The organism is Burkholderia sp. 22313 (assembly GCF_052045245.1).
Classification (GTDB): Bacteria; Pseudomonadota; Gammaproteobacteria; order Burkholderiales; family Burkholderiaceae; genus Burkholderia.
This window is the reverse complement of sequence record NZ_JBQEON010000041.1, coordinates 21,375-44,879: the sequence shown is the minus strand read 5'-3', so window position 1 is coordinate 44,879 and position 23,505 is coordinate 21,375. Positions and strand designations below refer to the sequence as shown.

Sequence of the window (23,505 nt, the reverse complement as noted above, 5' to 3'; positions counted from 1 at the left end):
CATGAACGAACCGTTCCCTCGACAGAATTCCGGCGGCGCTGCGCGCGCCGTCCGCGCCGCGCTCGCCGCGACGCTCGTGGCGCTCCCGCTCGTCGGGCTGGCGCCGCTCGCCCATGCCGAGAAGGCCGACCAGAACAAGCCGATCAACGTGGAGGCGGACAACCTGACCTATGACGACCTGAAGCAGGTGACGGTCGCGACCGGCAACGTCGTGATCACGAAGGGCACGATCGTCATCAAGGGCGACCGCGTCGAAGTGCGCCAGGATCCCGAAGGCTATCAGTACGCCACCTCGTTCGGCAGCGGCAAGAAGCACGCGACGTTCCGCCAGAAGCGCGAAGGTCTCGACGAGTACATCGACGGCGACGGCGAGCGCATCGACTACGACGGCAAGCAGGACCTGACGACGCTGACGACCGCCGCCACCGTGCGCCGCCTGCAGGGCACGTCGACGATCGCCGACACCGTGCACGGCAGCGTGATCACGTACGACGGCCAGCGCGACTTCTACACCGCGAAGGGCGGCAAGGACGTCGCGGCGCCGGGCAACCCGAACGGCCGCGTGCGCGCGATGCTGTCGCCGAAGAACGGCGGCCCCGGGCCGCTGAACGGCGCGCCGGCGAAGCTGTCGCCGTCGACCACGATCCAGGGAGCACCGGGCCAATGAGCGCGCTCCCGAATCGCCAGCCGGCCGGCACGACGAGCTCGCTCGTCGTCCGCAACCTGAAGAAGCGCTACGGCTCGCGCACGGTCGTCAAGGACGTGTCGCTCGACGTGAAGAGCGGCGAAGTCGTCGGCCTGCTCGGCCCGAACGGCGCCGGCAAGACGACGTCGTTCTACATGATCGTCGGCCTCGTGCCGACGGATGCGGGCGAGATCTCGCTGAACGGCAGCTCGATCAGCCTGCTGCCGATCCACAAGCGCGCGTCGCTCGGCCTGTCGTACCTGCCGCAGGAAGCGTCGGTGTTCCGCAAGCTGACCGTCGAGGAAAATATCCGCGCGGTGCTCGAACTGCAGCATGGCGAAGACGGCAAGCGGCTGTCGAAGGACGCGATCGCGTCGCGCACCGAGGCGCTGCTCGACGAGCTGCAGATCGGCCACCTGCGCGAGAACCCGGCGCTGTCGCTGTCGGGCGGCGAACGCCGTCGCGTCGAAATCGCGCGTGCGCTCGCGACCAGCCCGAACTTCATCCTGCTCGACGAACCGTTCGCCGGCGTCGACCCGATCGCGGTGCTCGAGATCCAGAAGATCGTCAAGTTCCTGAAGCAGCGCAACATCGGCGTGTTGATTACCGATCATAACGTCCGCGAAACGCTCGGCATCTGCGACCACGCGTACATCATCAGCGACGGTTCGGTGCTCGCCGCCGGCGCGCCGAGCGAAATCATCGAAAACGAAAGCGTGCGCCGCGTGTACCTCGGCGAACACTTCCGCATGTAACTTCCCCGTTTGGCTGGTTGCACCCCGCCCGGCATCGCCGAGCGGGGCCGCGCCCGCGTGCCCCGCCGCACGGCGCCCTGCCCGCGGCCGGTCGCCGCGCCGCGCGTAATCGCGGATGGCTCAAGGCGCCTGGGTCGTGGCACACTGCCGGTATGACTCCCTCTCTGCCATGAAAGCCAGCCTTCAACTCCGCCTGTCGCAACACCTGGCGCTGACGCCCCAGCTGCAGCAGTCGATCCGGCTCCTGCAGCTGTCGACGCTCGAACTGCAGCAGGAAGTCGCGATGGCCGTCGCGCAGAATCCGCTGCTCGAGAACGACGACGAATGGATCGCGAGCCCGCTGCGTGTCGCGGCGGACGGATCGCTGATCGCGCAAACGCCTCCCGGCCAGAATACCGAACCGGGCGTGTCGAACGGCAGCAGCCAGTCGAGCGATCGCGCCGAGCGCGACGAGCCGGCCGGCGCCGACGAATACGACGGCTACGGTTCGGGCGACGCCGGCGACGGCCCGCAGTGGAATCTCGACGAATTCGGCCGCTCGAGCGGCGCATCGGACGACGACGACCTCCCGCCGCTGCAGGTGCAGGAAGCCGCGACGTCGCTGCGCGACCACCTGTCCGCGCAATTGCGCGTCACGCAGGCCGGCCCGCGCGATCGCGCGCTCGTGATGTTCCTGATCGAATCGCTGGACGACGACGGTTACCTGACCGCCACGCTCGACGAAGTGCTCGCCGACCTGCCGGCCGAACTGGAAATCGACTGCGACGAACTGAACGCCGCGCTCGCGCTGCTGCACAGTTTCGACCCGGCCGGGGTCGGGGCCCGCTCCGCGTCCGAATGCCTGAAGCTGCAACTGGTGCGCCTCGATCCGTCCCCCACCCGCACGCTCGCACTCGAGATCGTGTCGCAGCACCTCGAGCTGCTCGCCGCGCGCGACTTCACGCGGCTGCGCAAGCACCTGAAGGCGAGCGACGACGCGCTGCGCGACGCGCACGCGCTGATCCGCTCGCTGGAGCCGTTCCCCGGCGCGGCCTACGGCAAGGCCGAGGCCGACTACGTCGTGCCCGACATCATCGTGAAGAAGGCCGGCCAGGGCTGGCTCGCGGAACTCAATCCGGAAGTGATGCCGCGGCTGCGGATCAACAACCTGTACGCGAACATCCTGCGCAACAGCCGCGGCGATCCATCGGCCGGATCGCTGAAGCAACAGCTGCAGGAAGCGCGCTGGCTGATCAAGAATATTCAGCAGCGATTCGACACGATCCTGCGTGTCGCGCAGGCTATTGTCGAGCGTCAGAAGAATTTCTTTGCGCACGGTGAAATTGCCATGCGCCCCTTGGTTTTGCGGGAAATAGCTGATACGCTGGGCCTACACGAGTCGACTGTCAGCCGTGTGACAACAGGCAAGTACATGCTGACCCCGTTCGGGACGCTTGAATTTAAGTACTTCTTCGGATCACACGTTTCGACCGACACCGGAGGCGCCGCATCGTCGACCGCCATCCGAGCCCTGATCAAGCAACTGATAGGAGCTGAAGACCCAAAATCGCCACTTTCGGACAGCCGCATTGCCGAGCTGCTGGCAGAACAGGGTTTCGTGGTTGCGCGCCGCACGGTCGCCAAGTATCGCGAAGCCCTCAAAATCCCGGCAGTGAATCTGCGCAAGTCTCTTTAAGCCTGCTGCCTGCCCGGCGGCAGGCGTGTTCCGGCCACCGCGCATACGGGGAACAGGCCGGGCGACCTGTCCGCGATTCCGCCGCCACGTGCGGCTGGGGCAAGTCGACCGGAGCGCCGCCTCGATGCGGCCGGGTGGTCACTCGCTTGGAGAAGCACTATGAACCTGAAGATCAGTGGACATCATCTCGAAGTCACGCCTGCAATTCGCGAATACGTGATCACCAAGCTGGACCGGGTGCTACGCCATAGCGATCAGGTGATCGATGGCACTGTGATCCTCTCGGTCGACAATCACAAGGAAAAGGACAAGCAGCAGCGCGCGGAAATCAACCTGCACCTGAAGGGCAAGGACATCTTCGTCGAAAGCGCGAACGGCAACCTGTATGCTGCGATCGATCTGCTGATCGACAAGCTGGATCGCCAGGTCGTCAAGCACATGGAGCGTCTGCAGACGCATGCGCACGACCCGATCAAGCTTCAGCCGTCGATCGACCAGATCGAACTGCCGCCGCAATAACGGTCACCGCAGCACACACGCCGCCCGGTTCGCCGGGCGTTTTTTTTGTGTCTCCGCAGCCGCGGTGCGACCGGTCCGTCCATGCTGCGCCACGCACGCGGCTGTGCTCTATAATGTTCCGGTTATCGCCGGGGGGCGTCGGGTGCGATCGCTGCGTTGCAGGGCGTCCACGCCGAACGCCTTGATATCGCCGAACATGGAAAATCAGTCTGCCGCCGCAAGGAGACCCCAGGCCGCCCAATCGCCTGCCAACATGAATCGCCTAGCCAAAATCCTGCCCATAGAGAACGTCGTCATCGACCTCTCCGTCACCAGCAAGAAACGCGTCTTCGAACAAGCCGGGCTGATCTTCGAGAATCAGAACGGCATCGCCCGCAGCACCGTCACGGACAACCTGTTCGCGCGCGAGCGCCTCGGCTCGACCGGGCTCGGCGAAGGGGTGGCGATTCCGCACGGGCGTATCAAGGGACTCAAGCACCCGCTCGCCGCCTTCGTGCGGCTCGCCGACGCGATCCCGTTCGAAGCGCCCGACGGCCAGCCGGTCGGTCTCCTGATTTTCCTGCTCGTCCCCGAGCAAGCCACCCAGCAGCACCTCGAGATCCTGTCGGAAATCGCGCAACTGCTGTCCGATCGCGACGCGCGTGAGCGTCTGCACAACGAAACGGATCTCGCCGAGTTGCATCGCCTGCTCACTCAGTGGCAACCTTGAGTTGATCCGGGCAGAATATTTTCCCGAACGAGGCGGCACATGCCGCCGTCCAGGGCCGCCCGGCGCCGGTCCGGCATGGCGACGCCCGTCGCCGCGCGCATGCACCGGCTCATTGGAGTGACGAGAGTCATGGATACGTCCAGCATCAACGCCCAGAGCATCTTCGACGACAACGCGGCCACGCTGAAGCTGAGCTGGCTGACGGGGCATGAAGGCTGGGAGCGCGGTTTTTCGGCCGACACCGTCGGCAACGCAACGTCGAGCGCCGACCTCGTCGGCCACCTGAACCTGATCCACCCGAACCGGATCCAGGTGCTCGGCGAAGCCGAAATCGACTACTACCAGCGGCAGACCGACGAAGACCGTTCGCGCCACATGGCCGAGCTGATCGCGCTCGAACCGCCGTTCCTCGTCGTCGCCGGCGGCGCTGCCGCACCGCCTGAACTCGTGCTGCGCTGCACGCGCTCGTCCACACCGCTGTTCACGACGCCGATGTCGGCCGCCGCGGTGATCGACAGCCTGCGGCTCTACATGTCGCGCATCCTCGCGCCGCGCGCGACACTGCACGGTGTATTCCTCGACATCCTCGGGATGGGCGTGCTGCTTACCGGCGACTCCGGGCTCGGCAAGAGCGAACTCGGCCTCGAACTCATCAGCCGCGGCCACGGCCTCGTCGCCGACGACGCGGTCGACTTCGTTCGACTTGGCCCCGATTTCGTCGAAGGCCGCTGCCCGCCGCTGCTGCAGAACCTGCTCGAAGTGCGCGGCCTTGGCCTGCTCGACATCAAGACGATCTTCGGCGAAACGGCCGTGCGCCGGAAAATGAAGCTGAAGCTGATCGTCCAGCTCGTACGCCGCCCGGACGGCGAATTCCAGCGGCTGCCGCTGGAAAGCCAGACGGTCGACGTGCTCGGTTTGCCGATCAGCAAGGTCACGATCCAGGTGGCGGCCGGCCGCAACCTCGCGGTGCTCGTCGAGGCGGCCGTGCGAAACACGATCCTGCAGTTGCGCGGCATCGACACGTTGCGCGATTTCATGGATCGGCAACGACTCGCGATGCAGGATCCCGACAGTCAATTCCCCGGCAAGCTCGTGTAAGGCCCCCGCGCCGGCCTCGCAGCGCCGACGCGTCGAGCCGGTGCTATGATGAAACGTCAGGATTCTCTGCTTCCCATGCGCATCGTCCTTATCACCGGCATCTCCGGCTCAGGCAAGTCCGTCGCACTGAACGCGCTGGAAGACGCAGGCTACTACTGCGTCGACAACCTGCCGCCGCACGTGCTCCCCGAACTCGCCCGCTACCTTGCCGACGGCGGCCAGCACCGGCTCGCGGTCGCGATCGATGCGCGGTCGAGCGCGTCGCTCGACGAGATGCCCGGCCTGATCCGCGCGCTGTCGCTCGAGCACGACGTCCGTGTGCTGTTCCTCAACGCGAGCACGCAGGCGCTGATCCAGCGCTTCTCCGAAACGCGCCGGCGCCACCCGCTGTCCGGCTCGCCGTCGCACGACGCGAACGTCGGGCTGCTGTCGTCGCTCGAGGAGGCGATCGAGCGCGAGCGCGACCTGGTCGCGCCGCTCGCCGAATTCGGTCACCAGATCGATACGAGCACGCTGCGCGCGAACGTGCTGCGCACCTGGGTCAAGCGCTTCATCGAGCAGAAGAACAACGACCTGATGGTGATGTTCGAGTCGTTCGGCTTCAAGCGCGGCGTGCCGCTCGATGCCGACCTGATGTTCGACGTGCGCGCGCTGCCGAATCCGTACTACGACCATGAGCTGCGCCCGCTCACCGGGCTGGACCAGCCGGTCATCGCCTTTCTCGACGCACTGCCGATCGTCCACCAGATGATCGACGACATCCATGCGTTCCTGATGAAATGGCTGCCGCACTTTCGCGAAGACAACCGCAGCTACCTGACCGTCGCCATCGGCTGCACGGGCGGTCAGCATCGCTCGGTGTTCATCGCGGAAACGCTCGCCGCGCGCCTCGCGCACGATGCGAACGTGATCGTGCGGCATCGTGACGCGCCCGTGGATGTCGACGCGTCGTCGCGGCTCGTCACCGAGGTCGACCGACCTTAGCGACACCCGCCCCTCTCGCCGGCGCGCCATGTCCACCCTATCGACCACACTGATCGACCTGCCGCTGTTTCCGCTGCACACGGTGCTGTTCCCCGGTGGCTGGCTGCCGCTCAAGGTATTCGAGGCGCGCTATCTCGACATGTCCCGCGCCTGCCTGCGCGACGACGTGCCGTTCGGCGTGTGCCTCTTGAAGAGCGGCCCCGAAGTCGCCCAGGACGGCGCCGTGTCGGTGCCCGAGACCATCGGCTGCATGGCGCGCATCACCGAATGCGACACCGGCGAATTCGGGATGTTGTACCTGCAGGCAATCGGCACCCAGCGTTTCGAACTGCTGTCGTATCGCGTCGAAGGCAACGGGCTGCTGGTCGGCATCGCGGAGCCGCTGCCCGACGACATCCCGCTCGAAGGCGAACAGGCGCTCGCGCAATTCGGCTCGTGCGCCGAGGTGCTCGAGCGCATCATCGAGGCGCTGAAGAAATCCGAACCCGGCAAGATGCCGTTCGGCGAACCGTTCCGCCTCGACGATCCGACCTGGGTGTCGAACCGCCTCGCGGAACTGCTGCCGCTCGACCTGCGCGCGCGGCAGAAGCTGATGGAGTTTCCCGACGTCGGCGCGCGGATCGACGCCGTGCACCACGTGCTCGACCGGCACGGATGGCTGTAGGCGCCGGCCGACTTGTCACGTCGCAGCGGTACCGCCGGGCCTCGCCCGATGGCTGCATGACCCGCGGCGACCCGGCACCTCCGTGCGCGCGGCCCGCGCCGCCCCCTTCCCCTTTCGTTACAGCAGCGGCCCGCTCAACGCATCGAGCAGCTTGCGCACGGGCGCCGGCACGCCGTACGCATCGAGCGCGCGCAGCGGTACCCACGCCGTCTCGGCATCCTGCGCCTGCGCGAGCGGCAGCCCGCCGTTCGTCATGTCGCTCAGCCGCGGCTCGATCTCGAGCCTGAAATGCGTGAACGTGTGGGTGAACGGCGCGAGCGGCACCGGGCCGCCGCCGCCGAACCCGCGTGCGAGCGCCGCCAGCGCGGCATCGCCGTCCGCCTGCGGCAGGCACCACAGCCCGCCCCAGATCCCGGCCGGCGGACGCCGCTCGAGCAGCACGGCGTCGCCGTCGCGCAGCACCAGCATCCAGGTCTTGCGCGTCGGCACCGCCTTCTTCGGCCGCGCGGCCGGCAGTTCGCGCTGCCGGCCGGTCGATTGCGCGACGCAGTCGCCCGCGAACGGACAACGCGCGCAATCGGGCTTGCCGCGCACGCACAGCGTCGCACCGAGATCCATCAGCCCCTGCGTATAGGCGCTCACGTCGGCCGGGTTCGCGGCGTCCGGCAGCAGCGATTCGGCGAGCGCCCACATGTCGTTCTCGACCCGCTTCTCGCCCGGAAAGCCTTCGACGCCGAACACCCGCGCGAGCACGCGCTTCACGTTGCCGTCGAGGATCGTCGCGCGCGCACCGTACGCGAACGACGCGATCGCCGCGGCCGTCGAGCGGCCGATGCCCGGCAGTTCGGCGAGCGCGTCGGGCGTCGACGGGAACACGCCGCCATGCTCGGCGACGACGACCTGCGCGCAGCGGTGCAGATTGCGCGCGCGCGAGTAGTAGCCGAGCCCGGCCCAGAGCGCCATCACGTCGTCGGCCGGCGCGGCCGCCAGCGCGGCGACGTCGGGGAAGCGTTCGAGAAAGCGCATGTAATACGGGATGACGGTCGACACCTGCGTCTGCTGCAGCATGATTTCCGACAGCCAGATCCAGTACGGATCGCGGGTGTTCTGCCACGGCAGGTCGTGGCGGCCGTGCACGCGCTGCCACGCGATCAGGCGGGTGGCGAACGTACCGTGCAGCGGTGTGACGGGGAACGGAGCGGGGGCGATGCGGGGCGGCTTCAAGTGTTCGAATCTTTGAAAAAAGGTTTCAACGCGCAGTTCAACGCTGGCAGGTCGGACAGAAATAGGTCGAGCGCTGCCCCTGCACGATCTGGCGAATCGGCGTGCCGCAGACTCGGCAAGGCAGGCCCGCACGGTCGTAGACGAAGCAGTCGAGCTGGAAATAGCCGCTTTCGCCGTTGCTGCCGACAAAGTCGCGCAACGTGCTGCCGCCGCGCTCGATCGCGTCGGCGAGCGTCGCGCGCACCGCGTCGGCCAGCCGCTCGTAGCGCGGCAGAGACACCTTGCCGGCGGCGGTCGTCGGCCGGATGCCCGCGCGAAACAGGCTTTCCGACGCATAGATGTTGCCGACGCCGACGACCATGTCGCCCGCGAGCAGCGCCTGCTTGACCGACACCGTGCGGCCGCGCGTGCGCGCATGCAGCAGCGCGCCGGTAAACGCCGGCGAGAACGGCTCGACGCCGAGGCTCGCAAGCAGCGGATGCGCATGCACGTCGCCCGCTTCGCGCGGATGCCACAACACGGCGCCGAAACGGCGCGGATCGCGGAACCGCAGCACGAATTCGTCGAAGATCCAGTCGATGTGGTCGTGTTTCGCGGCGACCGGCACGCCGGCCGCGGGCAACACGCGCAGCGTGCCCGTCATCCCGAGATGGACGATGAACCAGCCCGCGTCGACCTCGAACAGCAGATATTTGCCGCGGCGCTCGACGGCGAGCACCTCGCGCGCGCGCAATTGCTCGGCGAGGCCCGCCGGCACGGGCCAGCGCAGCATCGCGGTACGGATGTCGACACGCTCGACGCGGCGGCCCGCGACAAAGGGCTCGATGCCCCGGCGCGTGACTTCGACTTCTGGCAACTCTGGCATGTTTTGCGGGTCTGTGTCGGGATTCACGATCGTGCGTGTATTGTAGCGAGCGCGTTACAATCGGTTGAAACATCGAACGGATTTCCATGACCCTGCCCTCGAAGCTGCTTCTGAAGCGCCCCGCCGCCGCGTGCGGCGCGCGTGCCTTCCCGGTCCGCCGCGCGCTCGGCGCCGCGCTGTTCGCCGCATGGACCCTCACCGCCTTCCCGGCTCACGCGCAGGATCCGGCATCGGACAACGCGGAGCCGCAGGGCGCGTTCGAGCACGTGATGCCGGACGAGCAAAAGGATCTCCCGGGCGTCCCGCTGACGAGCCAGATCGTCTACCAGGTCCTGGCCGCCGAGGTCGCGCTCCAGCGCAACCAGCCGGCGCCGGCCTACCAGACCTACCTCGCGCTCGCCCGCGACACGCGCGACCCGCGCATGGCGCAACGTGCAACCGAGATCGCGCTCGGCGCGCAAAGCCCGGCCGACGCGCTGTCCGCGGCCAATCTGTGGCGCCAGTACGCCCCCGATTCGAACCGCGCCTCGCAGGTCGACGCCGCGCTGCTCGTGCTCGCCGGCAAGCCGGCCGACGCGCAGCCGTTGCTCGCGCGCGAGCTGGCCCGCGCGACCGGCGAAACGCGCGGCCCCGCGATCCTCGCGCTGCAGGCGCTGCTGGTGCGTGGTTCCGACCGCGTCGCCGGCCTCGCGGTGCTGAAGGACATGCTGAAGAACGACATGAATCGCCCCGAGGCGCAGCTCGCGATCGCGCGACAGCAGCTCGCGGTCGACGACAAGGACGGCGCCGCGCAATCGCTGAAGCAGGCGCTGCAGATCCGCCCCGACTACCTGCCGGCGGCGCTGATGCTGTCGCAGATGGGGCCCGCGGAGCGCGCGGCCGGCATCGCGTCGTTCGAGAAATATGTTCAGCAGAATCCGAAGTCGCGCGATGCGCGGCTCGCGCTGTCGCAGCTGTATCTCGCCGACGATCGCCTCGACGACGCGCAGAAGCAGTTCGAGACGATGCGCAAGCTCGACTCGAAGGACCCGACGCCGCTGATGGCGCTCGCGCTGATCAAGATCCAGCAGAAGAAGCTCGACGATGCGAGCGCATACCTGAAACAGTTCGTGCAGCTCGGCGACAAGCAGCCGAACCTCGACGTCGGCCAGGGCTACATCTACCTCGCGCAGATCGCGATCGAGCAAGGCAATGACGCGCAGGCATCGCAGTGGCTCGACAAGGTCAACCAGACGAGCCAGCATTACCTGCCCGCGCAGATCACGCGCGCGCAGCTGCTGCAGAAACAGGGCAAGACCGACGAGGCGCGCAAGGTGCTCGACGATTTGCCGATCAGCGATCCGCGCGATGCTGCCGTGGTCGCGCGCACCGATGCGTCGATCCTGTTCACCGCGAAGCGCTATCCGGAAGCCGAGGCACGGCTCGGGCAGGCGGTCCAGGATTTCCCGGACGATCCCGACCTGCGCTACGACTACGCGATGGCCGCCGAAAAGACCGGTCACTACACGACGATGGAAAACCAGCTGCGCGAGCTGATCCGCACGCAGCCCGACAATCCGCAGGCGTACAACGCGCTCGGTTATTCGCTGGCCGATCGCAACCAGCGGCTGCCCGAGGCCAGCAAGCTGATCGACAAGGCACTGTCGCTCGCGCCGAACGACGCGTACATCATGGACAGCCTCGGCTGGGTGAAGTACCGGATGGGCGACACGGCCGGCGCGGCGAAGGTGCTGCGGCACGCGTACGAGCTGCAGCCGAACGCCGAGATCGGCGCGCACCTCGGTGAAGTGCTGTGGAAGAGCGGCGCGCAGGACGATGCGCGCACCGCGTGGCGTGCCGCGCAGAAGCTCGAGCCCGACAACGACACGCTCGTACAGACGCTGAAGCGCTTCCAGGTCAACGGCCTCTGATGCAGATGTTCCCGATGCTTTCCCTGTCTTCCCGCGCGCCGCGCACGCTGGCTGCGCTCGGCGCGGCGCTCGCGCTCGCCGGCTGCGCGAGCACGCCGCCGTCGGCGCAGGCACCGTCGGGCGCCGTGCTGCAGACGGCCGCGACGCATGCCTATCACGGCCGTTTCGCGGTGCAGTACAACGACCGCCTCGGTCGGCAGCAAAACGTGTACGGCAACTTCGACTGGCAGGAGCACGGCGACGAAGTGTCGCTCGAGCTGCGCAGCCCGCTCGGCCAGACGCTGGCGGTCGTGAAATCGACGCCGCAAGCGGCATCGCTGGAACTGCCGAACCGCCAGCCGCAATACGCGACCGACGTCGGCGAGCTGATGCAGCACACGCTCGGTTTCGCGCTGCCGCTGGCCGGCCTGCGCTACTGGCTGCTGCCGACGCCCGCGCCCGCGACGCCCGCGCAGACGGTGCGCGATCCGGCCGACGCGACACACGTGAAGCAGATCCGCCAGGACGGCTGGACCATCGACTACCTCGCCTACGCGGACGCACCGGCCACGGGCGTCAAGCGCGTCAACCTCGTGCGCGCGACGCCGCCGCTCGACATCAAGCTCGTGCTGGACCAGTAAGCACGTGAACCTAGCCCCGACACACGCATGACCGATTCGACCCGCTCGCTGCGCAACTGCCTTGCGCCCGCGAAACTCAACCTGTTCCTGCACATCACCGGCCGCCGCCCGAACGGCTATCACGATCTGCAGAGCGTGTTCCAGTTGCTGAACTGGGGCGACACGCTGCACTTCACGCTGCGCGACGACGGTCGCGTCGCACGCGTCACCGACGTGCCGGGCGTGCCCGAGGAAAGCGATCTCGTGGTGCGTGCGGCCAACCTGCTGAAAGCGCACACGGGCACCTCGGCCGGCGTCGACATCGAGATCGACAAGTGCCTGCCGATGGGCGCGGGCCTCGGCGGCGGCAGCTCCGACGCGGCGACGACACTGCTCGCGCTGAATCGCCTGTGGCAGCTCGACCTGCCGCGCGCGGAACTGCAATCGCTCGCGGTAAAACTCGGCGCGGACGTGCCGTTTTTTGTTTTTGGAAAAAATGCGTTCGCAGAGGGTATCGGTGAAGAATTAGCTGAGGTACAATTGCCGACTCGCTGGTTCCTGGTTGTGACGCCGCGAGTTCATGTCCCCACCGCTGAAATTTTTTCAGATAAGTTGTTGACAAGGGATACGAAGCCAGTCACAATTGCTGACTTTCTTGCACAGCAAAACAGCGATGCGGGATGGCCAGACAGTTTCGGCCGGAACGATATGCAGCAAGTTGTGACAAGTAAGTACGCGGAAGTTGCGCAGGTGGTCAAATGGTTGTATAATGTGACCCCCGCGAGGATGACCGGCTCCGGAGCTAGCGTGTTTGCAGCGTTTCATAGCAAGCACGAGGCGGAAGCGGCGAAAGCCAAACTGCCCACCGGTTGGAACGGTGCAGTTACCGAGAGTCTGAATGAGCATCCGCTCTTCGCTTTCGCGTCATGAAGTTTTGCTTTGCCGGATGGCCTACAAGTCCGGTGAAGTTATCAGTTAAGTGTAGGGGAGTCGCCAAGTTGGTCAAGGCACCGGATTTTGATTCCGGCATGCGAGGGTTCGAGTCCTTCCTCCCCTGCCAAAATTTTCCCGCATTTCCCGCCTAAGCCTGAAGCAGGTGCACGATGAGCAGCCACAGCCATGATGGCTTGATGGTCTTTACTGGCAACGCGAATCCCGCGCTCGCCCAGGAAGTCGTCAATATTCTTGGAATCCCCCTCGGCAAAGCGATGGTCAGCCGTTTCTCCGACGGCGAGATCCAGGTCGATATCCAGGAAAACGTGCGCGGCAAGGACGTCTTCGTCCTGCAATCCACGTGCGCGCCGACGAACGACAACCTGATGGAATTGATGATCATGGTCGACGCGCTCAAGCGTGCGTCCGCCGGCCGGATCACCGCTGCCATCCCCTACTTCGGCTACGCCCGCCAGGATCGCCGCCCGCGCTCGGCGCGCGTCGCGATCTCGGCGAAGGTCGTCGCGAACATGCTGGAAATCGCCGGCGTCGAGCGGATCATCACGATGGATCTGCACGCCGACCAGATTCAAGGCTTCTTCGACATCCCGGTCGACAACATCTACGCAACGCCGATCCTGCTGGGTGACCTGCGCAAGCAGAACTACCCGGATCTGCTCGTCGTGTCGCCGGACGTCGGCGGCGTGGTGCGTGCCCGGGCACTCGCGAAGCAGCTCAACTGCGATCTCGCGATCATCGACAAGCGTCGCCCGAAGGCGAACGTCGCCGAAGTGATGAACATCATCGGCGAAGTCGAAGGCCGCACCTGCGTGATCATGGACGACATGGTCGATACGGCCGGCACGCTCTGCAAGGCCGCGCAAGTGCTGAAGGAGCGCGGTGCAAAGCAGGTGTTCGCATATGCGACGCACCCGGTTCTGTCCGGTGGCGCCGCCGAGCGTATCGCCGCATCGGAACTCGACGAGCTGGTCGTCACCGACACGATCCCGCTGTCGGCCGAATCGCTGGCCTGCTCGAAGATCCGTTCGCTGACGAGCGCGAGCCTGCTGGCCGAAACGTTCTCGCGTATCCGTCGCGGCGACTCGGTGATGTCGCTGTTCGCGGAATCCTGATCGCGGAACGGCACGACAAAGTCATGCGCAGAAAGCGAAGCGGCAACGCTTCGCTTTTTGCACAATCGGACGGGATAGACGAAACCCCGTCCGTTTCATCGGGGGCCGCTGTTTGACGGCCCCGTTTTACTGCCTGGTCGCGGGCAGCCATTGGAGAATCATATGAAAGTCGTCGCTTTCGAGCGCCAAGAGCAAGGTACGGGTGCGAGCCGCCGCCTGCGCAACGCTGGTAAGACCACGGGTATCGTTTACGGTGGCGAAGCAGCCCCGCAAAAGATCGAACTCGATCACAACGCCCTGTGGCACGCCCTGAAGAAGGAAGCTTTCCACTCGTCGATCCTCGACCTCGAAGTGGCTGGCCAGTCGCAACAGGTCCTGCTGCGCGACGTGCAATACCACCCGTTCAAGCAACTGGTGCTGCATGTGGACTTCCAGCGCGTTGACGCGAAGAAGAAGCTGCACACGAAGGCTCCGCTGCACTTCCTGAACGCTGAAATCAGCCCGGCCGTGAAGCTGTCGAGCGCGATCGTTTCGCACGTCGCGACGGAAATCGAAATCGAGTGCCTGCCGGCTGACCTGCCGGAATTCCTCGAAGTCGACCTGTCGAAGATCGAAGCAGGTCAATCGCTGCACGCGAAGGACATCGCGCTGCCGAAGGGCGTCGCGCTGGTCGCGCACGTCGACGCGGAAAACCCGGTTGTCGCATCGGCGACGGTCCCGGCTGGCGCCGTGTCGGACGCAGCAGAAGGCGAAACGCCGGCTGCCTGAGCGGGCTGCCCACGCGCCCCATCGATCCGTTTCACGAAACGGTCGACGCAACCCGCCGCGGCTTGCCCGGCGGGTTTTTCTTTTTCTGCGCCCAGGCGGCCGTTGCCGCCTTCGAAACGTCATGATCAAACTGATCGTCGGCCTCGGCAATCCCGGGGCGGAATACACCGCGACGCGCCACAATGCCGGCTTCTGGCTGATCGACCAGCTCGCCCGCGAAGCAGGCACGACGCTGCGCGACGAACGCCGCTTCCACGGCTTCTACGCGAAAGCGCGCCTGCACGGCGAGGAAGTCCACCTGCTCGAGCCGCAGACCTACATGAATCGCTCCGGCCAGTCGGTCGTCGCGCTCGCGAGTTTCTTCAAGATCCTGCCCGACCAGATCCTCGTCGCGCACGACGAGCTCGATCTGCCGCCCGGCACCGTGAAGCTCAAGCTCGGCGGCGGCAGCGGCGGCCACAACGGCCTGAAGGACATCTCCGCGCATCTGTCGTCGCAGCAGTACTGGCGGCTGCGGATCGGCATCGGCCATCCGCGCGACCTGATCCCGGAAGGCGCGCGCGCCGGCGCGAAGCCCGACGTCGCGAACTTCGTGCTGAAGCCGCCGCGCCGCGAGGAGCAGGACGTGATCGACGCATCGATCGAACGCGCGCTCGCCGTGATGCCGATGGTCGTCAAGGGCGAACTCGACCGCGCGACGATGCAGCTGCATCGCAACTGAGCACCCGCCGCACCGGCACGGTGCAGCGGGCCGTCCGGCCGAGCCGGGCGGCCCCGCCCTCCCGCGCAATTGCGCACTGCAACGCCCACATGCGGTAATCTCGTCGTTTTGCCCGTCAGGAGCCAAGCGGTGAGCCGTTACTGGAGCGACGTCGTTCAGCAACTCGTGCCTTACGTGCCGGGCGAACAGCCCGCGCTCGCGCATCCCGTCAAGCTGAACACCAACGAAAATCCCTATCCGCCTTCGCCGCGCGTCGTCGCGGCGATCGCACGCGAACTGGGCGACACCGGCGACACGCTGCGCCGTTATCCCGATCCGCTCGCACGCGCACTGCGCGAGACGGTCGCGGCCCATCACCGCATCAAGCCCGACCAGGTATTCGTCGGCAACGGTTCCGACGAGGTGCTCGCGCACGCATTCCAGGCACTGCTCAAGCACGACCGGCCGCTGCGCTTTCCGGACATCTCGTACAGCTTCTACCCGACCTACGCGCGCCTGTACGGCGTGGAAACCGCGGTCGTGCCGCTCGCGGACGACTTCTCGATCCGCGTCGAAGACTATCTGGACGACGCGGGCGGCGTGCTGTTTCCGAACCCGAATGCACCGACCGGGCGCGCGCTGCCGCTCGCGGACATCGAGCGGATCGCGGCCGCGAATCCGTCGTCGGTCGTGCTGATCGACGAAGCGTACGTCGATTTCGGCGCGCAATCGGCGATCACGCTGATCGACCGCCATCCGAACCTGCTCGTCGTGCACACGACGTCGAAGGCGCGCTCGCTCGCGGGCATGCGCGTCGGCTTCGCGTTCGGCGATGCAGCGTTGATCGACGCGCTGAACCGCGTGAAGGACAGCTTCAATTCCTACCCGCTCGACCGGCTCGCGCAGGCGGCCGCGCAGGCAGCGTACGAAGACACCGACTACTTCAACGCAACCTGCCGGCGCGTGGTCGACAGCCGTACGCGGCTCACGCACGCGCTCGAAGCGCTCGGTTTCGACGTCGTGCCGTCGGCCGCGAATTTCGTGTTCGCGCGCCATCCCGCGCACGATGCAGGCGCAATCGCGGCAAAACTGAAGGATCGGGAAATTTTCGTGCGGCACTTCCGCTCGCCGCGCATCGACCAGCACTTGCGCATCACCGTCGGCACCGACGCCGAATGCGACGCGCTCGTCGCGGCATTGCGCGACCTGATCGGCTGAAGCGCTAGCGGAAGCTGAAGCGAAACCGGCGCCGAGCGGCGCCGGCCACGGACATCGTGACACTTGCGCGCCACTGCAAGGTCATTGCGCGCCGTCGCCCTTTGCGGCGATCAACGCGTGATACTTCGCCATCAACTGCGCGTGCGATTCGTCATGCTGCGGATCGCGCGGAATGCATTCGACCGGACACACCTGCTGGCACTGCGGTTCGTCGAAATGGCCGACGCACTCGGTGCACTTGTTCGGGTCGATCACGTAGATATCCGGGCCCATCGAAATCGCGCCGTTCGGGCACTCGGGCTCGCACACGTCGCAATTGATGCACTCGTCGGTAATCATCAAAGACATACTGATCTCACTTCTTCAGGCCGGCGGCCGGCTTCGCAACGAAACCGGCCGGCGCCGCATCACGCGGCAGGGCCTCCCATCGCGGCGACTTTCTCGGTCAGCCACTTCTCGACGGACGGGAACACGAACTTGCTGACATCGCCGCCCAACTGCGCGATTTCCCGCACGATCGTCCCCGAGATGAACTGGTACTGATCGGACGGCGTCATGAACATCGTCTCGACGTCGGGCAGCAGGTAGCGGTTCATCCCCGCCATCTGGAACTCATATTCGAAATCGGACACGGCGCGCAGGCCGCGCACGATCACGCGCGCATTGTTGATGCGGACGAAATCCTTCAGGAGGCCGGTGAAACTCATCACCTTCACGTTCGGATAATGGCCGAGCACCTCGTTCGCAATCGTCAGACGTTCTTCCAGCGAGAAGAACGGCTTTTTCGCACGGCTGTCGGCCACACCGACCACCAGCGTATCAAAAATGCTCGACGCACGCCGCACGAGGTCTTCGTGCCCGCGCGTCAGCGGATCGAACGTACCGGGATACACGGCGACTACCATGTCGCTCCTCCTGTCATCACGCAAACGGGATGGCAGCCGTGCGATGCGCACGCCGCTGCCGAGATGGGCATGCGTCGCCTTTGCGGCGCGCCGCCTCGTATGGAACGCGCATTATTCATCATTTTCGCGCCGCAGCAAATGATAGTGAACCGCACCGGCCTTGCCGTGCTTCACGACCTGCCAGCCGGCGAGCGCGTCGTGTGCGGCCGGCTCGAGTTCGGCCCCCGTCTCGACGTACAGCGCGCCATCCGCCGCGACGAGCGGCGCCGCCAGCGCAATCGCGCGATCGAGCACCGCCGGCTCGCCGAACGGCGGATCGAGGAACACCACGTCGAACGCGCCCGGGGTCAGCCCGGCCGCGAGCCGCAGCGCATCGGCTTCCGCGACCTCCACCGAGCGTGCGCCAAGCTTGTCCTTGATCGCGCGCAGTTGCTGCGCGGCGCGCGGGTGGCGCTCGACCATCACGACGCTCGCCGCGCCGCGCGATGCGGCTTCGAAACCGAGCGCGCCGGTGCCCGCGAACAGGTCGAGGCAGCGCCGGCCTGCGAGATCCTGACCGAGCCAGTTGAACAGCGTCTCGCGCACGCGATCGGGCGTCGGGCGCAGGCCGTCGAGATCGAGCACGGCGAGCGGCGTGCGTTTCCAGTCACCGCCGATGATGCGGATCGTGTGCGGCTTGCCGCGGCTAGCGGAGGCCGCCGGGCGGCCGGAAGAGGAACGGGACATTACGGAATATCGACAACGGAGGGACCGGGCGCGCACGAGGGCACACCGCCAAACAGGCGCACGTTACCACAGCGGCGGCACCGGCTGACGCGAGTGGCCCGCCGCACTGATAAAATGCTCGGTTTCGGCCGCCGTGCGCATGCGCGACGGCCCCTTCGGCGCTTCGCCCTGGCGGCGCCCCGCCCTCTTCCCGACGTCAGACCATGTTCAGCTTCTTCAAACGATTCAAGAAAACGCAGGAGCCCGACTCCGCGGAATCGCAATTGGCCGACGCGCCGCAACCGGACGAGCCGTCCGACGCGCCTGTCTCCGACGCCTCGCAAGCCGTCGCGGCACGGCAAGCGCCCGCGCAACCGCAGCCGGCCGCGCCGGCCGTCGTGATGACGGTCACGCCGACCAACGACGGCAGCGAAGAAGTCGTCGAAGCCGTCGAGATCGTGCCTCCGCCGACGCAGGACGCATCCGCGAAGAAATCGTGGCTCGCGCGCCTGAAGTCAGGGCTCGCGAAGACGGGCTCGAGCATCACCGGCGTGTTCGTGAACACGAAGATCGACGAGGATCTGTATGAAGAACTCGAAGCCGCGCTGCTGATGTCCGACGCCGGCGTCGACGCGACCGAATATCTGCTCGGCGCGCTGCGCGAGAAGGTGCGCGCGGGCCGGTTGACCGATCCGCAGCAGGTGAAGGACGCGCTGCACGACCTGCTCGTCGAACTGCTGACGCCGCTGGAGAAATCGCTGATGCTCGGCCGCGCGCAACCGCTCGTGATGATGATCACCGGCGTGAACGGCGCGGGCAAGACCACCAGCATCGGCAAGCTCGCGAAGCATCTGCAGAGCTTCGACCAGTCGGTGCTGCTGGCCGCCGGCGACACGTTCCGCGCGGCCGCGCGCGAGCAGCTGGCGGTCTGGGGCGAGCGCAACAACGTGACGGTCGTCCAGCAGGAAAGCGGCGATCCGGCCGCGGTGATCTTCGACGCGGTCAGCGCGGCACGTGCGCGCAAGATCGACGTGATGATGGCCGACACGGCCGGCCGCCTGCCGACGCAGCTGCACCTGATGGAGGAGCTGAAGAAGGTGAAGCGCGTGATCTCGAAGGCGCACGACGGCGCGCCGCACGAGGTGCTGCTCGTGATCGACGCGAACACGGGCCAGAACGCGCTCACGCAGGTGAAGGCCTTCGACGACGCGCTCGGCCTCACGGGCCTGATCGTCACGAAGCTCGACGGCACCGCAAAGGGCGGGATTCTCGCCGCGATCGCGCGGCAGCGCCCGGTGCCGGTCTACTTCATCGGCGTCGGCGAGAAGGTCGAGGACCTGCAGCCGTTCAGCGCCGTGGAATTCGCGGACGCGCTGCTCGGCTGAACGCTGCCGGCACGCACTGCACAGGGCGCCTTCGGGCGCCCTTTTTCATGCGCGGCCGCCGGCTCCACGCCGGAGGCCGCGGCGTCATTCCGCGTCGGGTTGCACGCCGGGCTCGGCGGCCTTGAACGCGTCGAGCGTCGCGGCATGGTCGGCGATCCGCTGGATCGTCGGAAAGCTCGCCATGTCGATCGAGAAACGGTTCGCGTTGAACACCTGCGGCACGATGCAGATGTCGGCGAGCGTCGGCGTGTCGCCGAAGCACAGCTTGCCGGTGCGCGGATCGTTCGCGAGGCGCTGCTCGAGTGTCGCGAAACCCGCCTCGATCCAGTGCCGGTACCATGCGTTCTTCGCTTCCTCCGGCACCTTCAGCGTGTGCTTCAGGTACTTCAGCACGCGCAGGTTGTCGAGCGGATGGATCTCGCACGCAATCTGCAGCGCGATCGCGCGCACATACGCGCGGTCGACCGGCGACTTCGGCAGTAGCGCCGGTTCGGGATGGGTTTCCTCGAGGTATTCGATGATCGCGAGCGATTGATGCAGCGTGGCATCGCCGTCGACCAGCGTCGGCACGACCGCATCCGGATTCACCGCGCGGTACGCGGCCTTCAGCTGCTCGCCGCCGTCGCGCAGCATGTGCACGGGGACCGTGTCGTACGGCAGCTGCTTCAGGTTCAGGGCGATCCGCACGCGGTACGACGCGGAACTGCGGAAATAGCTGTAAAGCTTCATGGATGTCTCTCTGGTTCGCATTCGGCCGGCGACAAGGTACGCAGGGGGCGCCGCGCACACCCGGCACCGCCGGGAACCCGAGTTTAGCGCGCCGCGACGCGTCGGGGCACGCAGCCGCGCTTGGACGCGCCGCGCCCGTGCGATACTCGGGGCATTCCTGACCGCTCACCGCGCGGCCCGATACGGGCCGCTCGCCCCACGCTCCGATGACCGCTCCCCACGACTCCGCAGCCTCGCCGTTCCCTTGCGCACGCTTCATCAAGGAAATCGGCCGCGGCCCGCACGGCGCACGCGCGCTCTCCGCCGAAGACACGTTCGAGCTCTATCGCGCGATGCTCGATGCGCGCGTGTCGGACGTCGAACTCGGCGCGATCCTGATCGCCTATCGCCTGAAGGGAGAAAGCGCCGACGAGCTGGCCGCGATGCTCGCGGCCGCGCAGGCGTCGTTCGAACCCGTGCACGTACAGGATGCCGCATTCCGCCCGGTGTCGATTCCGAGCTACAACGGCGCGCGCAAGCAGCCGAACCTGGTGCCGCTGCTCGCACTGCTGCTCGCGCGCGAAGGCGTGCCGGTGCTCGTGCACGGCGTCGAGCGCGATCCTGGGCGCGTGACCAGCGCGGAGATCTTCTCGGCGCTGTCGATCGCGCCGTCGGCGTCGCACGACGCGATCGAGGACACGCTCGCCGAGCGACGCGTCGCATTCGCGCCGATCGAAGCGCTGGCACCGCGCATCGCGCACCTGCTGTCGCTGCGCGCGGTGCTCGGCGTGCGCAACTCCACGCACACGCTCGTGAAGATCCTGCAGCCGTTCGCGCCGGCCGGCCTGCGGCTCGTCAACTACACGCATCCGCCGTACCGCGACAGCCTCGCGGCACTGTTCCGCGATCATCCGGACGCCGCGCTCGGCGGCGCGCTGCTCGCGCGCGGCACCGAGGGCGAAGCGGTGGCCGACACGCGGCGCCAGGTGCAGGTCGACTGGCTGCACGATGGCGAATGCGACACGCTGATCGAGGCCGAGCGCTCGTCGAACGACGCACCGCCCGTCGCGCTGCCCGAATCGCGCGACGCGGCGACGACGGCCGCGTGGACGGACGCCGTGCTGCGCGGCGAAATCCCGGTGCCCGACACGCTCGCGCGGCAGGTCGACACGATCGTGCGGATCGCCCGCGTCGCGGCCTGATCGATCGGCCCGGCCGGCCCCGGGGTCGGCCGCCTTTCACGCCGACCTTTCAATCGACCATTTGACACGCACACGCATCCTGGCATAGAGTTGTCGCCATGCGTTCCTTCCCGAACACCCTCCGAATTACCTCTGGCCGCCTAGCGCGGTCGCTATCGCTACGACTAGCCTAAGGCTGTCTTAGCGCCGTGTGCTGTCCGCACGGTCCCTCCTGCAGTTCCTCGCAGCACCCTTCTCGCAGTTTTTACAAATCCGAAGTCGTCAGCATTCGTCCGTCTATCCGTCGGTCGATTCGCGAAGATCATCCGCATCCGCAGCGCGTTTCCAGCGCCACGGTGCGAGGCAGCGCCAACCGTCGCCCATGCCGCCCGTCTTCGCTCGCGACTTGAGACCCGAGGCCCAGAAGATGAAGCGCAACCCGCAAGACAAATACCGTCCGTTCGAACCCGTCCGCATCCATGGCCGCCGCTGGCCGACCCGCACCATCGAGCGTGCGCCGGTCTGGATGAGCACCGACCTGCGCGACGGCAACCAGTCGCTGATCGAGCCGATGAGCATCGAACAGAAGCTGGAATTCTTCGACATGCTGGTCGCGATCGGTTTCAAGGAGATCGAAGTCGGGTTTCCGTCGGCGTCGCAAACCGACTTCGATTTCGTCCGCAAGCTGATCGACGAGAAGCGGATCCCCGACGACGTGACGATCGAAGTGCTCGTACAGTCGCGCGAAGACCTGATCGCACGCACCTTCGACGCGCTCGACGGCGTGCCGCGCGCGATCGTGCACCTTTACAACGCGATCTGCCCGTCGTTCCGGCGCATCGTGTTCGGGATGTCGAAGGACGACGTGAAGGCGCTCGCGGTCGAGGGCACGCGGCTCATCAAGGAACATGCGGCGGCCCGCCCGGGCACGCACTGGACCTACCAGTACTCGCCGGAAACCTTCAGCATGACCGAGCTCACGTTCGCGCGCGAAGTGTGCGACGCGGTCGCGCAGATGTGGCGGCCGACCCGCGATCACAAGATGATCGTCAACCTGCCGGCGACCGTCGAAGCCGCAGGCCCGAACGTGTTCGCCGACCAGATCGAGTGGATGGACCGCAACCTCGCGTATCGCGACAGCATCGTGCTGTCGGTGCATCCGCACAACGATCGCGGCACCGCGGTCGCGGCGGCCGAGCTCGCGTTGCTCGCGGGTGCCGACCGCATCGAGGGCTGCCTGTTCGGCAACGGCGAACGCACCGGCAACGTCGATCTCGTCACGCTCGCGCTGAACCTCTATACGCAGGGCATCGACCCGGGCCTCGATTTCTCCGACATCGACGCGGTGCGCCGCGTGGTCGAGCGCTGCAACCAGATCCCGGTGCATCCGCGCCATCCGTATGCGGGCGACCTCGTGTTCACCGCGTTCTCCGGCTCGCACCAGGATGCGATCCGCAAGGGCTTCGCGCAGCAGCGACCCGACGCGATGTGGGAAGTGCCGTACCTGCCGATCGATCCCGCCGACCTCGGTCGCAGCTATGACGCGGTGATCCGCGTGAACAGCCAGTCCGGCAAGGGCGGCGCGACGTTCCTGCTCGAACGCGGGATGGGCTTCACGCCGACGCGGCGCGTGCAGATCGAATTCAGCCACGCGGTGCAGACGCTCGCCGACGCATCCGGCGAGGAAGTGACCGGCGACGCGATCTGCGCGCTGTTCGCCCGCGAATTCTTCGAGACCGACGGCCCGGCCGCGCGCCACGGCGACGGCGCTCGCTGGCAGAACCACGACATCGCGGGCGCGCCGCCGGCCGGCGCGTCGCCCGACGACGCTGCCCGGCGCGTGGCCGCGGCCTTCGCGGCGGCGGCCGGCGCGGCGATCGACGTCGCGTCGTGCGAACACGTGCGCACGACGGATGGCCTGATCGCGGTATCGGTCGGCTGCCAGGTCGGTGATGCGCCGCTGCGGCATGGTGTCGGCGTGCATGCCGATCCGGCGAGCGCCGCGCTCGACGCGGTCGTCAGCGCGATCAACCGCTCGGACTGGCGCTGTGCCGATCGCCGCGCGGCGGCCTGACCGGCAGGTTTCCCGTCAGGGTTTGAACGTCAGCGAGCGGTGCGTGACCGCCCGTGCGCCGCGCGATCCGCGCCGCACGGGCCAATGAAAAGCGGCCCAGAAGGCCGC

The 23,505-nt window shown here is 66.8% G+C and carries 24 protein-coding genes and 1 tRNA gene; 19 read left to right on the top strand and 6 right to left on the bottom strand.

Going from position 1 to position 23,505, the window contains the following annotated elements:
* Position 1 precedes the first annotated feature (1 nt).
* From lptA to ACTJKF_RS27035, 8 genes are all read left to right on the top strand, one after another.
* Positions 2-667 carry a lipopolysaccharide transport periplasmic protein LptA gene (gene lptA, locus ACTJKF_RS27070; RefSeq protein ID WP_440627678.1) on the top strand — a complete coding sequence of 222 codons (666 nt, stop codon included), beginning with the start codon at positions 2-4 and terminating at the stop codon, positions 665-667.
* The gene (gene lptB, locus ACTJKF_RS27065; protein ID WP_440627676.1) at positions 664-1,440 is read left to right on the top strand and encodes an LPS export ABC transporter ATP-binding protein; all 777 of its coding nucleotides are present in this window, start codon (positions 664-666) and stop codon (positions 1,438-1,440) included. Before lptA ends, lptB begins: the two co-directional genes overlap by 4 nt.
* Before the next feature lie 169 nt (positions 1,441-1,609).
* Positions 1,610-3,115: an RNA polymerase factor sigma-54 gene (locus tag ACTJKF_RS27060; protein ID WP_440627674.1), complete on the top strand. Its 1,506-nt coding sequence runs from the start codon at positions 1,610-1,612 to the stop codon at positions 3,113-3,115.
* A 159-nt stretch (positions 3,116-3,274) separates the two neighbouring features.
* Complete coding sequence (gene hpf / locus ACTJKF_RS27055; protein ID WP_006477786.1) at positions 3,275-3,634, top strand: ribosome hibernation-promoting factor, HPF/YfiA family; 360 nt, start codon at positions 3,275-3,277, stop codon at positions 3,632-3,634.
* 196 nt (positions 3,635-3,830) lie between these two features.
* On the top strand, positions 3,831-4,343 hold the full coding sequence (locus tag ACTJKF_RS27050) for a PTS sugar transporter subunit IIA (RefSeq protein WP_057926672.1): 513 nt from the start codon (positions 3,831-3,833) through the stop codon (positions 4,341-4,343).
* Positions 4,344-4,472: 129 nt separating this feature from the next.
* Positions 4,473-5,441 carry an HPr(Ser) kinase/phosphatase gene (gene hprK / locus ACTJKF_RS27045; RefSeq protein WP_006483133.1) on the top strand — a complete coding sequence of 323 codons (969 nt, stop codon included), beginning with the start codon at positions 4,473-4,475 and terminating at the stop codon, positions 5,439-5,441.
* Positions 5,442-5,516: 75 nt separating this feature from the next.
* A complete protein-coding gene (rapZ, locus tag ACTJKF_RS27040; protein WP_440627671.1) occupies positions 5,517-6,425 on the top strand; it encodes an RNase adapter RapZ in 909 nt (302 codons plus the stop codon).
* A 28-nt stretch (positions 6,426-6,453) separates the two neighbouring features.
* Entirely contained in the window at positions 6,454-7,089 is a 636-nt protein-coding gene (locus tag ACTJKF_RS27035) for an LON peptidase substrate-binding domain-containing protein (RefSeq protein WP_440627669.1), read from the top strand.
* Positions 7,090-7,206: 117 nt separating this feature from the next.
* Here ACTJKF_RS27035 and mutY read toward each other — a convergent pair whose 3' ends face one another.
* Both mutY and mutM read right to left on the bottom strand, forming a co-directional pair.
* On the bottom strand, positions 7,207-8,313 hold the full coding sequence (gene mutY / locus ACTJKF_RS27030; RefSeq protein WP_440627667.1) for an A/G-specific adenine glycosylase: 1,107 nt from the start codon (positions 8,311-8,313) through the stop codon (positions 7,207-7,209).
* Positions 8,314-8,350: 37 nt separating this feature from the next.
* Positions 8,351-9,178: a bifunctional DNA-formamidopyrimidine glycosylase/DNA-(apurinic or apyrimidinic site) lyase gene (gene mutM, locus ACTJKF_RS27025; RefSeq protein WP_006752632.1), complete on the bottom strand. Its 828-nt coding sequence runs from the start codon at positions 9,176-9,178 to the stop codon at positions 8,351-8,353.
* An 86-nt stretch (positions 9,179-9,264) separates the two neighbouring features.
* On the opposite strand from mutM, the gene ACTJKF_RS27020 reads away from it, so the two are divergent.
* From ACTJKF_RS27020 to hisC, 8 genes are all read left to right on the top strand, one after another.
* On the top strand, positions 9,265-11,088 hold the full coding sequence (locus ACTJKF_RS27020; RefSeq protein ID WP_440627665.1) for a tetratricopeptide repeat protein: 1,824 nt from the start codon (positions 9,265-9,267) through the stop codon (positions 11,086-11,088).
* Positions 11,088-11,708 (top strand): lipoprotein insertase outer membrane protein LolB, encoded by a 621-nt coding sequence (lolB, locus tag ACTJKF_RS27015; RefSeq protein ID WP_440627663.1) that lies wholly within the window; start codon positions 11,088-11,090, stop codon positions 11,706-11,708. Before ACTJKF_RS27020 ends, lolB begins: the two co-directional genes overlap by 1 nt.
* A gap of 27 nt (positions 11,709-11,735) precedes the next feature.
* Positions 11,736-12,617, top strand: a complete 882-nt coding sequence (gene ispE / locus ACTJKF_RS27010) for a 4-(cytidine 5'-diphospho)-2-C-methyl-D-erythritol kinase (protein ID WP_440627661.1) — start codon at positions 11,736-11,738, stop codon at positions 12,615-12,617.
* Positions 12,618-12,670: 53 nt separating this feature from the next.
* A tRNA-Gln gene (locus tag ACTJKF_RS27005) sits at positions 12,671-12,747 on the top strand.
* 43 nt (positions 12,748-12,790) lie between these two features.
* Complete coding sequence (locus tag ACTJKF_RS27000; RefSeq protein WP_440627659.1) at positions 12,791-13,753, top strand: ribose-phosphate pyrophosphokinase; 963 nt, start codon at positions 12,791-12,793, stop codon at positions 13,751-13,753.
* Positions 13,754-13,915: 162 nt separating this feature from the next.
* Positions 13,916-14,521 carry a 50S ribosomal protein L25/general stress protein Ctc gene (locus ACTJKF_RS26995; RefSeq protein WP_440627657.1) on the top strand — a complete coding sequence of 202 codons (606 nt, stop codon included), beginning with the start codon at positions 13,916-13,918 and terminating at the stop codon, positions 14,519-14,521.
* Between the two features lie 121 nt (positions 14,522-14,642).
* Positions 14,643-15,242, top strand: coding sequence for an aminoacyl-tRNA hydrolase (pth, locus tag ACTJKF_RS26990; protein ID WP_096507367.1), 600 nt, complete (start codon positions 14,643-14,645; stop codon positions 15,240-15,242).
* Positions 15,243-15,371: 129 nt separating this feature from the next.
* Entirely contained in the window at positions 15,372-16,439 is a 1,068-nt protein-coding gene (hisC, locus tag ACTJKF_RS26985; protein ID WP_440627655.1) for a histidinol-phosphate transaminase, read from the top strand.
* 81 nt (positions 16,440-16,520) lie between these two features.
* On the opposite strand, the gene ACTJKF_RS26980 is transcribed toward hisC, so the two are convergent.
* From ACTJKF_RS26980 to rsmD, 3 genes are all read right to left on the bottom strand, one after another.
* Positions 16,521-16,787: a YfhL family 4Fe-4S dicluster ferredoxin gene (locus tag ACTJKF_RS26980; RefSeq protein WP_440627653.1), complete on the bottom strand. Its 267-nt coding sequence runs from the start codon at positions 16,785-16,787 to the stop codon at positions 16,521-16,523.
* Between the two features lie 59 nt (positions 16,788-16,846).
* Positions 16,847-17,344 carry a pantetheine-phosphate adenylyltransferase gene (coaD, locus tag ACTJKF_RS26975; RefSeq protein ID WP_321806846.1) on the bottom strand — a complete coding sequence of 166 codons (498 nt, stop codon included), beginning with the start codon at positions 17,342-17,344 and terminating at the stop codon, positions 16,847-16,849.
* A gap of 111 nt (positions 17,345-17,455) precedes the next feature.
* Positions 17,456-18,070 (bottom strand): 16S rRNA (guanine(966)-N(2))-methyltransferase RsmD, encoded by a 615-nt coding sequence (gene rsmD, locus ACTJKF_RS26970; RefSeq protein WP_440627650.1) that lies wholly within the window; start codon positions 18,068-18,070, stop codon positions 17,456-17,458.
* Between the two features lie 203 nt (positions 18,071-18,273).
* On the opposite strand from rsmD, the gene ftsY reads away from it, so the two are divergent.
* A complete protein-coding gene (gene ftsY / locus ACTJKF_RS26965) occupies positions 18,274-19,434 on the top strand; it encodes a signal recognition particle-docking protein FtsY (protein WP_440627648.1) in 1,161 nt (386 codons plus the stop codon).
* 84 nt (positions 19,435-19,518) lie between these two features.
* Here ftsY and maiA read toward each other — a convergent pair whose 3' ends face one another.
* A complete protein-coding gene (gene maiA, locus ACTJKF_RS26960; protein WP_440627646.1) occupies positions 19,519-20,163 on the bottom strand; it encodes a maleylacetoacetate isomerase in 645 nt (214 codons plus the stop codon).
* A 206-nt stretch (positions 20,164-20,369) separates the two neighbouring features.
* Here maiA and ybiB point away from each other — a divergent pair, with 206 nt between their 5' ends.
* Both ybiB and leuA read left to right on the top strand, forming a co-directional pair.
* A complete protein-coding gene (gene ybiB, locus ACTJKF_RS26955) occupies positions 20,370-21,344 on the top strand; it encodes a DNA-binding protein YbiB (protein ID WP_440627644.1) in 975 nt (324 codons plus the stop codon).
* A gap of 406 nt (positions 21,345-21,750) precedes the next feature.
* Positions 21,751-23,397, top strand: coding sequence for a 2-isopropylmalate synthase (gene leuA / locus ACTJKF_RS26950; protein ID WP_440627642.1), 1,647 nt, complete (start codon positions 21,751-21,753; stop codon positions 23,395-23,397).
* The last annotated feature ends 108 nt before the right edge of the window (positions 23,398-23,505 follow it).

What these genes read in the sequence shown, in the direction of transcription:
- ACTJKF_RS27035 (WP_440627669.1), top strand. Translation starts at nt 6,454, where the DNA reads ATGTCCACCCTATCGACCACACTGATCGACCTGCCGCTGTTTCCGCTG.
- pth (WP_096507367.1), top strand. Translation starts at nt 14,643, where the DNA reads ATGATCAAACTGATCGTCGGCCTCGGCAATCCCGGGGCGGAATACACC.
- ACTJKF_RS27020 (WP_440627665.1), top strand. Translation starts at nt 9,265, where the DNA reads ATGACCCTGCCCTCGAAGCTGCTTCTGAAGCGCCCCGCCGCCGCGTGC.
- ACTJKF_RS26980 (WP_440627653.1), bottom strand. Translation starts at nt 16,787, where the DNA reads ATGTCTTTGATGATTACCGACGAGTGCATCAATTGCGACGTGTGCGAG.
- maiA (WP_440627646.1), bottom strand. Translation starts at nt 20,163, where the DNA reads ATGAAGCTTTACAGCTATTTCCGCAGTTCCGCGTCGTACCGCGTGCGG.
- ispE (WP_440627661.1), top strand. Translation starts at nt 11,736, where the DNA reads ATGACCGATTCGACCCGCTCGCTGCGCAACTGCCTTGCGCCCGCGAAA.
- lptA (WP_440627678.1), top strand. Translation starts at nt 2, where the DNA reads ATGAACGAACCGTTCCCTCGACAGAATTCCGGCGGCGCTGCGCGCGCC.
- ACTJKF_RS27060 (WP_440627674.1), top strand. Translation starts at nt 1,610, where the DNA reads ATGAAAGCCAGCCTTCAACTCCGCCTGTCGCAACACCTGGCGCTGACG.
- ACTJKF_RS27000 (WP_440627659.1), top strand. Translation starts at nt 12,791, where the DNA reads ATGAGCAGCCACAGCCATGATGGCTTGATGGTCTTTACTGGCAACGCG.
- ybiB (WP_440627644.1), top strand. Translation starts at nt 20,370, where the DNA reads ATGACCGCTCCCCACGACTCCGCAGCCTCGCCGTTCCCTTGCGCACGC.
- leuA (WP_440627642.1), top strand. Translation starts at nt 21,751, where the DNA reads ATGAAGCGCAACCCGCAAGACAAATACCGTCCGTTCGAACCCGTCCGC.
- lptB (WP_440627676.1), top strand. Translation starts at nt 664, where the DNA reads ATGAGCGCGCTCCCGAATCGCCAGCCGGCCGGCACGACGAGCTCGCTC.
- lolB (WP_440627663.1), top strand. Translation starts at nt 11,088, where the DNA reads ATGCAGATGTTCCCGATGCTTTCCCTGTCTTCCCGCGCGCCGCGCACG.
- ACTJKF_RS26995 (WP_440627657.1), top strand. Translation starts at nt 13,916, where the DNA reads ATGAAAGTCGTCGCTTTCGAGCGCCAAGAGCAAGGTACGGGTGCGAGC.
- ACTJKF_RS27050 (WP_057926672.1), top strand. Translation starts at nt 3,831, where the DNA reads ATGGAAAATCAGTCTGCCGCCGCAAGGAGACCCCAGGCCGCCCAATCG.
- hpf (WP_006477786.1), top strand. Translation starts at nt 3,275, where the DNA reads ATGAACCTGAAGATCAGTGGACATCATCTCGAAGTCACGCCTGCAATT.
- mutM (WP_006752632.1), bottom strand. Translation starts at nt 9,178, where the DNA reads ATGCCAGAGTTGCCAGAAGTCGAAGTCACGCGCCGGGGCATCGAGCCC.
- rsmD (WP_440627650.1), bottom strand. Translation starts at nt 18,070, where the DNA reads ATGTCCCGTTCCTCTTCCGGCCGCCCGGCGGCCTCCGCTAGCCGCGGC.
- coaD (WP_321806846.1), bottom strand. Translation starts at nt 17,344, where the DNA reads ATGGTAGTCGCCGTGTATCCCGGTACGTTCGATCCGCTGACGCGCGGG.
- rapZ (WP_440627671.1), top strand. Translation starts at nt 5,517, where the DNA reads ATGCGCATCGTCCTTATCACCGGCATCTCCGGCTCAGGCAAGTCCGTC.
- ftsY (WP_440627648.1), top strand. Translation starts at nt 18,274, where the DNA reads ATGTTCAGCTTCTTCAAACGATTCAAGAAAACGCAGGAGCCCGACTCC.
- hprK (WP_006483133.1), top strand. Translation starts at nt 4,473, where the DNA reads ATGGATACGTCCAGCATCAACGCCCAGAGCATCTTCGACGACAACGCG.